This window comes from Neorhizobium sp. SHOUNA12A (assembly GCF_023006505.1).
Classification (GTDB): Bacteria; Pseudomonadota; Alphaproteobacteria; order Rhizobiales; family Rhizobiaceae; genus Neorhizobium.
This window is the reverse complement of the sequence record NZ_JALBGV010000013.1, coordinates 1-12,786: the sequence shown is the minus strand read 5'-3', so window position 1 is coordinate 12,786 and position 12,786 is coordinate 1. Positions and strand designations below refer to the sequence as shown.

The window sequence follows — 12,786 nt, the reverse complement described above, 5'->3', positions numbered from 1 at the left end:
AGCACGAAGATGATGGACCAGACGACAACGGGGCTCACACCGCTTCTCCTTATGATGGCGCCGGATTTCTAGTCTCGTCCCTTAGCGCGCGAGCCTTGCGCGAATTTGACGTCCATCAAAAGCGCCTGGTGACCGAGGCCTTCAAGAGCCGCAATTGCCGCCGCCACTGCGGAAGTTGCAGCGCCGTATCGAACACCGAGGCACCGGCGCGCGCCGCGCGGCGCAGCACTGGTTCGGCAAGCGCTACCGGCAGATAGGCCGGAAAGACGGCGGACGGGACGGTTCCCGACTTTCTGGCCTTGGCCAGATGTTCCAATCCAAGGCCCGCAAAGGCCTCGATCGCGACGGAAATGCGCGACCTATCCTCGCCGCGCAGGAATGTATCACGGTCGAGCCCGGTCGCCGAGAGGATATCGAGCGGCAGATAAAGTTGATGACGGCGTCGATGGATGGGCATCAGCAGCAGGAAACCGGCGATCGACTGGGCGACACCCGCATGTCCTGCCGCCTCGGCAGATTTTGCCGCATCGGCGGGAGAGAGGATCAGGCTCGCGAGCTGGATGACCGCCGAAGCGGTCTCGCCGGCATATCCTTCAAATGCATTCCGATCGGTCAACGGATCGTCGTAGAGATCGAATATGCGCGCCTCGATCATGTCGACGAGCGTCTGGCGCGGCAGGCGATAGGTCTCGATCGCCTCAAGCAGGCCGGCGGCGATGGGGTTGCCGGTGCTGTCGCCATGAGCGCTGCCTTCGAGGAGGTCGCGCCACCATTGCAGGCGGATTTCGCCGGGAAGCGGTTCACGCACCACGTCGCGGACACGGGCGATCTCGGCATTGAAGGCATAAAGGGCTGCAAGTGCGCCGCGCTTGTCTTCCGGCGACAGAAGGCAGGCGAGATAACGGTCGCGGTCCGTATCCCTGAGCGTTGCAAGGCAGATGTCGCCGTTCTGTCTGGCTGGATCGGCCATCTGTCAGACGGCGATCAGAGCTGCGGCGACGGCGCGCGATTCGGCGAGCATGATGTTGAACGTGCGCACCGCGGCACCGGTGCTCATTGGATCGGAGGCGATGCCTTTGGCTTTCAACGCCGCCTTCACATCCGCCGGAATGGGCTTGAGGTTGGCGCCCATGCCGACGAGCAACACTTCGATCTCGTTTGATTCGGCGAGCACCTTCATTAGGGAAGCAACCGTCAGCGGTTCACCTTCCTGCAGTTCCCAGCCGTGGATACCCGAGGGAAGGCAGAGCAGCGAGCCGCGATGCGACATGTCTGCAAAACGGAAACCGCCATTGCCGTAAGCGTCGATCGGAGCACGACCGGGAAAATGGGCGTCGCGAATTTCGATGCCTTTCGCCATGGGTCGCATGCTTTCTCGAAAAGGTTACGAGCCGGATGATGGCCCGGCTCTTTGGATCCAAGGCCCTGCAGCAGACAGGGCCTTTGGCATCGGCGATAACGTTCAGGAAGCCGTTCCGGTCTTCGCCGGTTCGGTCTTGACCGGCTCGCCCTTGACGCGGACTTCGGCAATATAGGCGCGCATGGCGCGGATCTTCACGCCTTCGGCGATTTCGACTTCCACTTCGGCGTCGTCGATAACCTTGGTCACCTTGCCGGTGATGCCGCCGCCGAGAACGACCTGGTCGCCGCGGCGGACGTTGGACAGCGTTTCCTGGCGCTTCTTGGCAGTGGCGCGCTGCGGACGGATCAGAAAGAAATACCAGACCACCATCAGAGGCGCGAAGAGGAAGAGCATCTCAAGGCCGGAGCCGAACGCGGAAGCTCCCGGTGCTGCGGCTGGGGCCTGGGCGAATGCTTCGGTAATGAACATCGAAAACTCCTAAGATTACCGGAGGCCCCGGGCCCCCGTTTCAAGCCGCCGGAATATAGTTGCGATAGGCCGGAATGCAACAGAAACACGCCGGCCGGCGTACCGAATTCGCGGCTCTCAGGCTTTTGATGCACCAACGAGCATGTTACCGCAGCGAAAAGGCTCAAAAACTGGCCGATACGACCGGAGAAACACCATGAGCGACGACTTCAACACCCTGATCCTGACCGAGATCCGCAGGCTTGCGGATGCGCTGGAACGGCTTGCCGGCCCTCCGCCCGCCGTCAACGACTGGAACGCCGCCGACTGCTTCGTCTGGGTACCGGTAAACCAGCGCCTGCAGCCGGTGCCGCGTCCGAACCGGGTCGCCTTGACGCTGATCCGCGGCGTCGACCACGTGCGTGACATTCTTCATGAAAACACCCTGCGATTTGCGGAAGGTTTTGCCGCTAACAACGTGCTGCTATGGGGCGCCCGTGGCATGGGCAAATCGTCGCTGGTGAAGGCGGTCCACGAGGACGTGCGCGCAGCGACCGGGATCCCGCTGAAACTTGTCGAGGTGCATCGCGAAGACATCGCCTCGCTCCCAGCCCTGCTCGATATCCTCAAGGCTTCCGGCCAGCGCGTCATCGCTTTCTGCGACGACCTCTCCTTCGACCACGACGACACCGCCTACAAGTCGCTGAAGGCGGCACTCGACGGCGGCATCGAAGGCCGGCCGGACAATGTCCTGTTCTATGCGACCTCCAACCGCCGCCATCTCCTGCCGCGCCACATGATGGAGAACGAGCAGTCGACGGCGATCAATCCGTCCGAGGCAGTCGAAGAAAAGGTGTCGCTGTCGGATCGTTTCGGCCTGTGGCTCGGTTTCCACAAATGCAGCCAGGACGACTACCTGAAGATGATCGACGGTTATGCCGAACATTTCGAGCTCGGCCTCGGCCAGGAGACCCTGCATCACGAGGCGCTCGAATGGGCGACCACTCGCGGCGGGCGCTCGGGCCGTGTCGCCTGGCAATATATCCAGGATCTTGCCGGGCGGCTGCGGAAACCGCTTTCCCGAGATTGAAACCTGAAAAAGCACTGAGAACGCAAAAAGCCCGGCACTGCCGGGCTTTTCTCCGTCCCCTGAAACGCACTACTTATTCAAGGAAGGTAATCGGGTTGACCGGGGTCGCGTCCTTGCGGACTTCGAAGTGGACCTGCGGGCGCTTGGCGTCGCCGCTCATGCCGGAGGCGGCAACCGTCTGGCCGCGGGTGATCTTCTGTCCGCGTGTGACGTTGATGCTGCCGGCGTGGCCGTAAACGGTGACCTTGCCATCGTCATGACGGACGAGAACCGTGTTGCCGAGCTGCTTCAGGCCGTTGCCGGCATAGATGACCACGCCGTTTTCGGCAGCCTTGATCGGGGTGCCTTCCGGAACCGAGATGTCGATGCCGTCATTGCGGTTGCCGTCGACGTTCTGGCCGTAGCCGGCGATGACCGCACCATTGACCGGCCAGCGATACTTGCCGATGCCGGTGGACTGCGGTGCCACGGAGGCGGTGTCCGACTTCTTCTCGACGTCGGCGACGGAGGCGCCATCGACCGCGGCCTTGGCAGCGGCAGGCGCCACAGCAACCTGAGCGACCTGGGCCGTGGCAGGAGCAGCCGGCTTCGGTGCCGCGGCTGCGGCCTTTTCGACCGGCTTCTGCGGAATGGACGCGGTCTTGACCGGATCGGCGACAGGAGCCGCAACGCCGTTGGCGACCTTGAGCGTTTGCCCTATCCGGACGCCGCCGGAGGTCAGGTTGTTGGCCGCTTTCAGCTGATCGATCGGCGTGCCGGTCTCGCGGGCGATCTTGTTGATCGTGTCGCCCGGCTTGACCACATAGGTACCACCACCCGGCTTGCCGCCCGGAGGCGTCAGCTTGGCGGGTTCGGCCATTGCCTTGTCGCGTGCCGGGGTCGGCAGAACGGCGAGTTTCTGCTCGGGCTCGCGGGCTGGTGCTGGAGCCTTGTTCTGGAGGTCGATCGTGCCGGCGGCGTTCTTCGCAGAATTCTGCGCCGTGCCGAAGGTCGGGATAAGGACTGACTGGCCGGGAGCGACGGCGCCGCCATTGGCCTTCAGGATTTCCTTTTCCGGAACGCCGTAACGCTTGGAAAGCGTCGAGACCGTTTCACCCGGCCTCAGCGTCACCTTAGGCGCGTTGACCGTGGACCAGCCGGACATCGGCTTGGCGGTCGTGCCGGTAACGACATTGTCGGCCTTCAGCGTCGATGAAGACGGAGCGACGAGCGTGTGGGCGGCCGATTGACGGCCGGGGAACGGTTGAGCGAGCGCTTCCTGGCGGTTCGCCGGATCACGGGCCATCGGTGCGGTGTTACGCTGCGCCGTGGCGCCTGTCGGGGCCGCGAGTTCGGAGCGCTGGACGGCGACGGGAGCGGATGCGGTGCGCGCCGGCGAGGTATAACCGCCGGAATTACCGGGATACGGTTGAGCCATGGCGGTGTTGCGCGAGCCGTAGTCGTTCCGCGGAATTGGCGGCAACGCCTGAGCCTGGCCGGATCCAAGATCGGCCTGCGGCGTCGGTGCTTGGCCATAGGCCCCGCCCCCCTGCCGTTGCGGAATGGACGCCGTCGTTATGTTGTCGGATTTCGAAAAGAGCCCCGAGAAACGCGTCGCGTCCGAACTGCACCCTGTCGCTGCGCTGGCAAGCAGTGCCGCGACAGCAAATTTGATTACGGATTTTCCGAATTTCGGAGAACTCTTCATACGCATGACTCGCCTACAGATACGCCACCATCGTGAGAGTCATTAAAGCGCGTTAGTCTTACTGCACTGTTAAAGGGCAGGCATTGTCTTAAAATTTTAGAGAAATTGATAACCATGACCGCCAAAAGGCCGGCATGGCATGGAACCAACCCGGCTAAAGCGCTGCAGCGATATGCGGAACGATCGGCAGAAAAGGCACCGGGAACAGGTCTTCACGCTCGAATCGGCTGCCGGTTTTGGTCAGGCGCACCATCATGCAGACCTCACCATCCACCAGCGGAGCGAGCATGGAACCGCCGTGCGTGAGTTGCTCGGCATAGAATCGCGGCAGTGACGGAAAGGCGGCCGTGACAAAAATGCGGTCGAACGTGCCCTCGCCCGGCATGCCGTTGCCGCCGTCCGCCTGGCGCACGACGATATTGCGCAGCCCCAGCGCATCCATGCGGCCCTGGGCGGCGGTAACCAGGGTGCGGTAGCGCTCGACGGTCAGCACCCGCTCGGCGATCCGGGCCATAACGGCGGCGGTGAAGCCGCTGCCCGTGCCGATTTCGAGCACCCTGTGCCCAGGCTTGACCTGGAGGCGATGCAGCAACCGGACGGCGAGATCGGCGCCTTCCATGAAGGATCCGCAATCGATCGGCACCGTGCGGCTGGAATAGGCATCTTCGGCAAGCGGCGGCGGCACAAACTGCGACCGCTGCGTCTGTTCAACAGCGGTCAGCAGATCGAGGTCGGAAATGCCTTCCGACCTGAGGCGCAGCACGAGCGCCGCAAAACCTTCTTTTTCGACCATGCCCGATTTCAATCGGCAGCTCCGAATCCCAGTGCTTTCGCGACACGATCCTGAACCGAATGATCGGTCAGGTCCAGTTTCAGCGGTGTCACGGAAATCTTGTTTTCCTTGAGCGCCTGAATATCGGTGCCCTCGCGGAAATGCCCTTTCCGTTCGCCGAATCGCAGCCAGTAATAGGGCAGACCGCGGCCGTCGTTGCGGGCGTCGATCGTCAGGCCGAAATCGAGCTTGCCCTGCGACGTCACCTCGACGCCCTGCACCTCGCTTGGCTCGCAGTTCGGGAAGTTGAGATTGAGGAAGGTGCCGTCGGGCAGGTCCACGTCGATCAGTTTGCGAATGAGGTCCGGTGCATAGGATTCGGCGACTTCCCAAGGCGCAAAACGACCGTTCTCGCGACGCACTGCCTGGCTCAGCGAAAACGAGCGCACGCCCTGGAGCGTGCCTTCGATCGCGCCGGCAATGGTGCCGGAATAGGTAACGTCATCGGCCATGTTGGCGCCGTCGTTGACGCCGGAAAGCACCAGATCCGGCTTCTCGGGCAGGATCTCGCGGATGCCCATGATGACGCAATCGGTCGGCGTGCCGCGCAACGCAAAGTGCTTGTCGCCAACCTTGCGCAGACGGAGCGGCTCGGAAAGCGTCAGCGAATGGGCAAGACCGCTCTGGTCGGTCTCCGGCGCAACGATCCAGACGTCGTCCGAAAGTTTCCGGGCTATCCGCTCGAGAACGGCGAGGCCCTCGGCGTGAATGCCGTCGTCGTTGGTCAGAAGTATCCGCATCAGGCCGCCCGCTCGATCTTGGTCAGGCCACCCATATACGGCAGGAGCGCGTCCGGAATTGTGACCGAACCGTCCTCGTTCAGGTAATTTTCCATGACCGCGATCAGGCAGCGGCCGACCGCGACACCAGAGCCGTTCAGCGTGTGAACGAACTTCAGCGCCTTGTCATCCTTGGACCTGTAGCGCGCATTCATGCGGCGGCCCTGAAAATCGCCGCAGACGGAGCAGGACGAGATTTCGCGGTAGGTATCCTGACCCGGCAGCCAGACCTCGATGTCATAAGTCTTGCGTGCGCCAAAACCCATATCGCCGGTGCAGAGCGTCATGGTGCGGAAATGCAGGCCGAGGCGCTTCAGCATATTCTCGGCGCATTCGGTCATTCGCTCGTGCTCGGCGATCGACGTTTCCTGATCGGTAATCGACACCAGTTCGCACTTCCAGAACTGGTGCTGGCGCAGCATTCCGCGCGTATCGCGGCCGGCGGAACCGGCTTCCGAGCGGAAAGATGGCGTCAGCGCCGTGAAGCGCAGCGGCAGCTTTTCCTGTTCCAGGATTTCCCCGGAAACGAGGTTGGTGAGCGTCACTTCAGCCGTCGGGATCAGGTAGCGGCCATCCGTCGTCTTGAAGAGGTCTTCCTCGAACTTCGGCAGCTGGCCGGTGCCATACATGGCGTCGCCCTTCACCATCAGCGGCGAGGAGACTTCCGTATAACCATGCTCGGTCGTGTGCATGTCGATCATGAACTGGCCAAGAGCCCGTTCGAGCCTGGCGAGCTGGCCGGTGAGCACGGTGAAGCGCGAGCCTGAGAGTTTCGTGGCCCGCTCGAAATCCATCATTTCGAGCGCTTCGCCGATCTCGTAGTGTTCCTTGGCCGCATGGTTCCAGCGCGGCTTTTCGCCGATGACGTGCCTGACCACGTTATCGTGCTCGTCCTTGCCGACGGGTACGTCGTCAAACGGGATGTTCGGGATACGCGACAGGGCGTCTTCGAGCGCCGCGACGGCCTCGCGCTCTTCCTGCTCGGCAACCGGCATCGTGTCCTTGATGACGGCGACCTCTGCCTTCAGCTTTTCGGCAAGCTCGGAATTCTTCTGCCCGAGCGCAATGCCGATCTCCTTGGAAGCGGCGTTGCGGCGGGACTGCATGTCCTGAAGCTTCTGGATGACGGAACGACGCGTGTCGTCCAGCGCCAGGAGGGTTGCCGCCATGGGCTCTGCGCCACGCTTGTTCAGCGCTGCATCCAAAGCCCCTTCGTTTTCACGGATCCACTTGATATCGAGCATCTTGCCTTGCCTTTAGAGCGGAACGCCGCGGACTCGCAAGGCAGGCCGGAAGGCTTCAGGCCTTGTCCGTCTCCGCAACATCCGAAGATTCCTGCTCCGAAAGCTTTTCCTCGGCACGTTTGCGCTCGACGAGTCGTGCGGCGTAGATGGAAATCTCGTAGAGAAGGATGGTCGGCAGTGCAAGACCGATCTGGGACATCGGATCAGGTGGCGTCAGCACGGCGGCAACGATGAAGGCAAGCACGATCGCGTATTTGCGTTTCTGCCGCAGCCAGTCGCTGGTGAGAATGCCGACGCGGGCCAGCAGCGTGGTAATCACCGGAAGCTGGAACACCAGTCCAAAGGACAGGACCAACGTCATGATCAGGCTCAGATATTCCGAGACCCGCGGCAGAAGTGAAATGCCGACTTCGCCCTCGGTCGGTGCCTGCTGCATGGCAAGGAAGAACCACATGACCATGGGAGTGAAGAAGAAATAGACCAGAGCGCCGCCCATCAGGAAGAGGATCGGCGAAGCGATCAGGAACGGCAGGAAAGCCGCCCGTTCGTTCTTGTAGAGACCCGGTGCCACGAACTTGTAGATCTGCGAGGCGATCACCGGGAAGGCAATCACCAGCGCGCCGAACATCGCCACCTTCACCTGCGTGAAGAAGAATTCCTGCGGCGCGGTATAGATCAGTTCGGACTTGGCAAGATCGAGGTGGGCCCAGAGAACCGCCCACTTATAAGGGACCACGAGCAGATTGAAGAGCTGCTTGGCGAAGAAAAAGCAAACGACGAAGGCGACGAAAAACGCGCCGATCGACCAGATCAGCCTCGTGCGCAGCTCCATCAGATGCTCGATGAGCGGCTGCGGCTTGTCTTCGATGTCACCGCTCATGCGTCGTCCTTCGGAGTATCGGCCTTCTTCGGCGTGCGCTTACGGGCCGGAGCCTTGACGACCGCCTCTTCCACAGCCTGGGTCACGGGCGCCGGCTTGGGCGCCGCGCGGCTGCGCTTCGGTTTTTCGGCAAGAGCGGCCGGGGCCGCAGGAGCTTCAGCGGCCTCGGGAACCGGCTTTGCCTTGGCGGCAGTCTTGCGGACCGGCTTTGGTTTTTCGGCAACAGCTGCCACAGCCTCCGCCGCGGCCGGCACGGACTGTGCCGGAGCGGTGGTAACCGGCGGCACTGTCAGCGACGGGAAATTTGCCGGGATCTCGGGAGCCGCATCGACGGACGACGTGCCCTCGACAGCCTGCTGAGCCTCGGCATCGGTCTGGCTTACCCCCGCCGTCGGCAGTTGCGTCGCCTTCTGCAGGTCGGCGCGGATTTCCTGCCCCATCTGCCGGAGCGGGTTGATCGCGTCCCTGAGCGCATTCGTCGGGTTCAGCCGCTGCGCATCCGAAATCGTCTTGCGCACGTCGTCGAGTTCCGACTCCTTCAGCGCTTCATCAAATTGCGCGCGAAAATCGCCGGCCATCTTGCGCAGATTGGTCGTCATCTTGCCAAAAGCCCTGAGCATGGGCGGCAAATCCTTGGGACCAACCACGACGATCAGCACGATCGCTATGACAAGAAGCTCGGTCCAGCCGATATCAAACATTCAATGAGGCTCCTGGAACCCGCCACTCGGACATTACGACCGGTTGGTTTCCTTGGCCTCTTCAGCCTTGAGATCAACGGTCTTCGTCGTGGTCGTCGCGCCGTTCGCCTCAGGGGCGTCCTCGTCGCTCATGCCCTTCTTGAAGCTCTTGATGCCCTTGGCGAAATCGCCCATCAGTTCCGGAATCTTGCCGCGTCCGAAGAGAACGAGCACGATGACCAGAACGATCAGCCAATGCCACACACTGAAAGAACCCATAAGTCCAACTCCATTAGTACCGTTTCATCGATGTAAGCTTTTTATGATGCTTTTTCAAACACCAAAATGTCCTCGGACGGCACCGCTATCGACACGTCGTTTACCGTGGCTGGCAAACCGCCGGCATGGGCCGGTTCCAAAGCTCCGGGAACACACACGCCAGGTACTCAATACCGCCAAGGAACGGTCGCAGCCCGGGCTTGGCGGGGCAATCACCGGTCAAATGCACACGCTGCTGCACTTCGCCGGAGAGCGCATGCGGGTGTTTCTGCGTATGGTGCGACAGACCGACGCGCTCCGGGCCGAACCCTCTCCGATAGCTTGCACCCGCTGAGCCAAGCCTTCAGAGAAAGATGGGTTCATTCCTCTGCTTCACCGCCCGGCGTCAACAGGCCGAGTTCCTCAAGGTCGAGTTGCGTGATCGGGTCCTCGTCCTCGGAAAGATCATCGACATTGAGCGGGATGGGTATCGCAAAGCCCGGCGGGATGCGACCGGAAAGCAGGCCGGCGCCCTTCAATTCTTCGAGACCAGGCAAATCACGCAGTTCCTCGAGGCCGAAATGATCGAGGAAATCAGGTGTCGTGGCGAGCGTGACCGGCCGCCCCGGAGTGCGGCGACGGCCGCGGAAGCGAACCCAGCCCGCTTCCATCAGCACGTCGAGCGTTCCCCTGGAGGTCTGGACGCCACGGATCTCTTCGATCTCGGCACGGGTGACCGGCTGGTGATAAGCGATGATGGCCAGAACCTCGAGCGCCGCACGCGACAGCTTCTTCGTCTCGTTATCGTCCTTGTGAATGACGAAGGAGAGATCGGCAGCAGTACGGAAGGCCCAGCGGTCGCCGGTCCGGATCAGATTGACGCCGCGCGGCGCATAAACCTCCACCAGCCGCCGCATGACGGCATTCACATTGGTGCCGCGCGGCAGCCGTTCGGCCAGAAACGCTTCCGAGACCGGTTCGGACGAGGCGAAGACCAGTGCTTCTGCGATCCGCTCAACCTCCATCAATGAAAAAGATGAGGGCTCGGCCTCCTCTTCGTCAGCGATCGGCAGATCGTCGTCATCCTGCGGCGTCAACAACGCCTCCCGTGACGGGTTGCGGCGAAGCCGGCTGATGCGGCCCAGGGCCCTTGCGCAAATAGATCGGCTGGAAGGCACCGTCCTGTCGGATTTCGAGCTTGCCTTCGCGCACCAGTTCCAGCGAAGCGGCAAAGGCGCTGGCGGTCGCCGTGACGCGATCCTCCGGCGGCAGATAGGGCAAAAGATAGTGCTGCAGCGCCGTCCAGTCAGCGACCTCGCCAAGCATGCGGGTCAAGAGTTCGCGGGCGTCGACCAGCGACCAGACCTTGCGCCTTTCGATCGTCACCTGGGTGACGGCGGTGCGCTGGCGCAGGTTGGCATAGGCCGCAAGCAGGTCATAAAGCGTCGCATCATAGGCAGATTCGACATTGTGCGGGATATGTTCCGGCGCTCCGCGGGCAAACACGTCGCGGCCAAGACGGTTGCGGTTGACCAACCGGGTCGCGGCCTCCCGCATCGCCTCCAGCCGCTTCAGGCGGAAGGCGAGCGTCGCAGCGAGTTCTTCACCGCTCGGGCCGTCGTCGCCCTTGACCTGCTGCGGGATCAGAAGTTTGGACTTCAGGTAGGCAAGCCAGGCGGCCATGACCAGGTAATCGGCGGCGAGCTCGATGCGAACCCGACGGGCGCTGTCGATGAACAGGAGGTATTGCTCTGCGAGCGCCAGCACCGAGATGCGGGCGAGATCGACTTTTTGGGTACGGGCAAGGTGAAGCAGCAGGTCGAGCGGACCCTCAAAGCCGCCGACGTCGATCACCAGCGCCGGATCGTCGGTCGCGCGGTTGGCGCCGGCATCCTGCCAGAGCTTGTCCATCGGAATGGCGTCCTGCGATGTATTTATGGCCATTCCCAAACCTTGTCCTGTCGACAGCCGTCAGGAGACGGCGAGAAGACTGTGGAATTCCGCGCGGATCGCCTCCTCGCTCAAGCCGTCGCCCACGCCGAAGGCTGTCTCCACCGCCCTTGCCCGCCGTAGCGCTTCGCCGCCAAGCGGTATCGCTTCCTTCACGACGGCCTTCATTTCGTCCATCACGCCGTTGCAATGCAAGACAATATCGCATCCGCCCCCAACGATTCTCGCCGCACGTTCGCCGATCGTGCCCTTCAGCGCGTTCATCGATGTATCATCGGACATCAGTAGCCCGTCGAAGCCGATATGACCGCGGATGATCTCGTCGATCACCTTGCGGGAAATGGTCGCCGGCTCGTCCGGGTCGATGGCGGTGAAGACGATATGGGCGCTCATCGCCATCAACTCGTTCTTCATGGCGACGAAGGGCAGGAAGTCATGCGCTTCGAGTCCGGCGCGCGAGACGGTGACCACCGGCAGTTCGTGATGGCTGTCGGCCATGCCGCGGCCATGGCCCGGGATGTGCTTCATCACCGGCAGCATGCCGCCCGCCTTGAGGCCGTCAGCAGCAGCCTGCCCCATTTCGGCGACCGTCTTCGGATCGAATCCATAGGCGCGATCGCCGATGACGTTGCTCGCCCCTTCGATCGGCACGTCGAGCACCGGCAGGCAATCGACGTTGATGCCGAATTTCATCAGGTCGAAGGCATGCAGGCGCGACATCAGCCAGGTTGCCCTCAGCCCTTTGCCGCGATCCTGCCTGTAGAGTTCGCCAAGCACCGCAGCGGATGGATAACGCTCAATCATCGGCGGACGGATGCGCTGAACGCGCCCTCCCTCCTGGTCGATCAGCACCGGCGCATCCGGGCGGCCGATGGCATCGCGCATAGATGCGACGAGATCGGCGATCTGCGCCGGTTCGACGCAATTGCGGGCAAAGAGGATGAAGCCCCAGGGCCGTTCATCCCGGTAAAGCGCCACTTCGTCGGCGGTGAGGGTCGGGCCGCTGGAGCCCAGGATCATTGCTTTTGATTCGCTCATGGCTCGATCTTAGATCATTGCTGGACCAACGAAAAACGGGGCGCCAGGCGCCCCGTCCGATTTCTTCGCTTTCAATCCTTACCGGCCGACCAGGCAGGTTCCGCCAGCTGCGCGATACCGTTCGCAGAGCGCCACAGCCTCATTCTTGCCGCCGGCCAGAATACGGACGCGGTAGAATGTGCCCTTGCCGGCGATCTCGGCGGGTTTGATATCGACGCCCCGGCCACCGATGACGCTGCCGAACTTGGCCGACAGGCTCTGATAGGACTTCTGGGCTTCCGCCTGCGACGGCAGCGAGGCGATCTGGATCACGTAGTCCCCCGGTCCCAGCGAAGCGACCTGGTTCGATGCGGACGCCGGAGCGGCTGCTGTCTGCTGGCCGGGAGCGCGGACATTGCCCTGATCCGTGACGGCAGCGACCACGTTGACCGGCTGCTCAGCCGGGCGTGCGATCGGTACCGGAGCCTTCGATGTCGGTGCAGAGGCCTGAACCGGAGCGACGGGTGCCGGAGCCTGTGCGGCGGCCGGAGACGGAGCC

15 protein-coding genes are annotated in these 12,786 nt (G+C 62.4%); 1 reads left to right on the top strand and 14 read right to left on the bottom strand.

Annotated features, from left to right (window positions below; translation table 11 throughout):
- Nucleotides 1-115: 115 nt before the first annotated feature.
- From MOV63_RS08505 to yajC, 3 genes are all read right to left on the bottom strand, one after another.
- Nucleotides 116-970 (bottom strand): phytoene/squalene synthase family protein, encoded by an 855-nt coding sequence (locus MOV63_RS08505; protein ID WP_247033290.1) that lies wholly within the window; start codon nt 968-970, stop codon nt 116-118.
- Between the two features lie 3 nt (nt 971-973).
- Nucleotides 974-1,360, bottom strand: a complete 387-nt coding sequence (locus MOV63_RS08500) for an Mth938-like domain-containing protein (protein WP_038542407.1) — start codon at nt 1,358-1,360, stop codon at nt 974-976.
- Nucleotides 1,361-1,462: 102 nt separating this feature from the next.
- Nucleotides 1,463-1,831, bottom strand: coding sequence for a preprotein translocase subunit YajC (gene yajC, locus MOV63_RS08495; RefSeq protein ID WP_038542405.1), 369 nt, complete (start codon nt 1,829-1,831; stop codon nt 1,463-1,465).
- Nucleotides 1,832-2,027: 196 nt separating this feature from the next.
- Here yajC and MOV63_RS08490 point away from each other — a divergent pair, with 196 nt between their 5' ends.
- Complete coding sequence (locus tag MOV63_RS08490; protein WP_247033289.1) at nt 2,028-2,900, top strand: ATP-binding protein; 873 nt, start codon at nt 2,028-2,030, stop codon at nt 2,898-2,900.
- A gap of 73 nt (nt 2,901-2,973) precedes the next feature.
- On the opposite strand, the gene MOV63_RS08485 is transcribed toward MOV63_RS08490, so the two are convergent.
- The 11 genes from MOV63_RS08485 to MOV63_RS08435 form a co-directional block, all read right to left on the bottom strand.
- Nucleotides 2,974-4,593 carry a peptidoglycan DD-metalloendopeptidase family protein gene (locus MOV63_RS08485; protein WP_247033288.1) on the bottom strand — a complete coding sequence of 540 codons (1,620 nt, stop codon included), beginning with the start codon at nt 4,591-4,593 and terminating at the stop codon, nt 2,974-2,976.
- A 148-nt stretch (nt 4,594-4,741) separates the two neighbouring features.
- Nucleotides 4,742-5,380 (bottom strand): protein-L-isoaspartate(D-aspartate) O-methyltransferase, encoded by a 639-nt coding sequence (locus MOV63_RS08480; protein WP_405029309.1) that lies wholly within the window; start codon nt 5,378-5,380, stop codon nt 4,742-4,744.
- An 8-nt stretch (nt 5,381-5,388) separates the two neighbouring features.
- Complete coding sequence (surE, locus tag MOV63_RS08475; protein WP_247033287.1) at nt 5,389-6,159, bottom strand: 5'/3'-nucleotidase SurE; 771 nt, start codon at nt 6,157-6,159, stop codon at nt 5,389-5,391.
- The gene (serS, locus tag MOV63_RS08470) at nt 6,159-7,442 is read right to left on the bottom strand and encodes a serine--tRNA ligase (RefSeq protein WP_247033285.1); all 1,284 of its coding nucleotides are present in this window, start codon (nt 7,440-7,442) and stop codon (nt 6,159-6,161) included. The genes surE and serS overlap by 1 nt, the downstream gene beginning before the upstream one ends.
- 55 nt (nt 7,443-7,497) lie before the next feature.
- Nucleotides 7,498-8,322 carry a twin-arginine translocase subunit TatC gene (gene tatC, locus MOV63_RS08465; RefSeq protein ID WP_038542392.1) on the bottom strand — a complete coding sequence of 275 codons (825 nt, stop codon included), beginning with the start codon at nt 8,320-8,322 and terminating at the stop codon, nt 7,498-7,500.
- Nucleotides 8,319-9,023: a Sec-independent protein translocase protein TatB gene (gene tatB, locus MOV63_RS08460; RefSeq protein ID WP_247033284.1), complete on the bottom strand. Its 705-nt coding sequence runs from the start codon at nt 9,021-9,023 to the stop codon at nt 8,319-8,321. Before tatB ends, tatC begins: the two co-directional genes overlap by 4 nt.
- A 33-nt stretch (nt 9,024-9,056) precedes the next feature.
- Entirely contained in the window at nt 9,057-9,281 is a 225-nt protein-coding gene (locus tag MOV63_RS08455) for a twin-arginine translocase TatA/TatE family subunit (RefSeq protein ID WP_038542389.1), read from the bottom strand.
- A gap of 359 nt (nt 9,282-9,640) precedes the next feature.
- Nucleotides 9,641-10,285, bottom strand: a complete 645-nt coding sequence (gene scpB, locus MOV63_RS08450) for an SMC-Scp complex subunit ScpB (RefSeq protein WP_247033352.1) — start codon at nt 10,283-10,285, stop codon at nt 9,641-9,643.
- A gap of 55 nt (nt 10,286-10,340) precedes the next feature.
- Nucleotides 10,341-11,204, bottom strand: a complete 864-nt coding sequence (locus MOV63_RS08445) for a ScpA family protein (protein ID WP_247033283.1) — start codon at nt 11,202-11,204, stop codon at nt 10,341-10,343.
- 27 nt (nt 11,205-11,231) lie between these two features.
- Entirely contained in the window at nt 11,232-12,248 is a 1,017-nt protein-coding gene (gene nagZ, locus MOV63_RS08440) for a beta-N-acetylhexosaminidase (protein ID WP_247033282.1), read from the bottom strand.
- A gap of 78 nt (nt 12,249-12,326) precedes the next feature.
- Nucleotides 12,327-12,786, bottom strand: a 460-nt coding sequence (locus MOV63_RS08435; protein WP_247033281.1) for an SPOR domain-containing protein, incomplete at its 5' end; no start/stop codon positions are given.

Bases quoted from the DNA above. Each gene is read 5' to 3' on its own strand.
- MOV63_RS08505 (WP_247033290.1), bottom strand. From the start codon at position 970: ATGGCCGATCCAGCCAGACAGAACGGCGACATCTGCCTTGCAACGCTC.
- MOV63_RS08500 (WP_038542407.1), bottom strand. From the start codon at position 1,360: ATGGCGAAAGGCATCGAAATTCGCGACGCCCATTTTCCCGGTCGTGCT.
- yajC (WP_038542405.1), bottom strand. From the start codon at position 1,831: ATGTTCATTACCGAAGCATTCGCCCAGGCCCCAGCCGCAGCACCGGGA.
- MOV63_RS08490 (WP_247033289.1), top strand. From the start codon at position 2,028: ATGAGCGACGACTTCAACACCCTGATCCTGACCGAGATCCGCAGGCTT.
- MOV63_RS08485 (WP_247033288.1), bottom strand. From the start codon at position 4,593: ATGCGTATGAAGAGTTCTCCGAAATTCGGAAAATCCGTAATCAAATTT.
- MOV63_RS08480 (WP_405029309.1), bottom strand. From the start codon at position 5,380: ATGGTCGAAAAAGAAGGTTTTGCGGCGCTCGTGCTGCGCCTCAGGTCG.
- surE (WP_247033287.1), bottom strand. From the start codon at position 6,159: ATGCGGATACTTCTGACCAACGACGACGGCATTCACGCCGAGGGCCTC.
- serS (WP_247033285.1), bottom strand. From the start codon at position 7,442: ATGCTCGATATCAAGTGGATCCGTGAAAACGAAGGGGCTTTGGATGCA.
- tatC (WP_038542392.1), bottom strand. From the start codon at position 8,322: ATGAGCGGTGACATCGAAGACAAGCCGCAGCCGCTCATCGAGCATCTG.
- tatB (WP_247033284.1), bottom strand. From the start codon at position 9,023: ATGTTTGATATCGGCTGGACCGAGCTTCTTGTCATAGCGATCGTGCTG.
- MOV63_RS08455 (WP_038542389.1), bottom strand. From the start codon at position 9,281: ATGGGTTCTTTCAGTGTGTGGCATTGGCTGATCGTTCTGGTCATCGTG.
- scpB (WP_247033352.1), bottom strand. From the start codon at position 10,285: ATGGAGGTTGAGCGGATCGCAGAAGCACTGGTCTTCGCCTCGTCCGAA.
- MOV63_RS08445 (WP_247033283.1), bottom strand. From the start codon at position 11,204: ATGGCCATAAATACATCGCAGGACGCCATTCCGATGGACAAGCTCTGG.
- nagZ (WP_247033282.1), bottom strand. From the start codon at position 12,248: ATGAGCGAATCAAAAGCAATGATCCTGGGCTCCAGCGGCCCGACCCTC.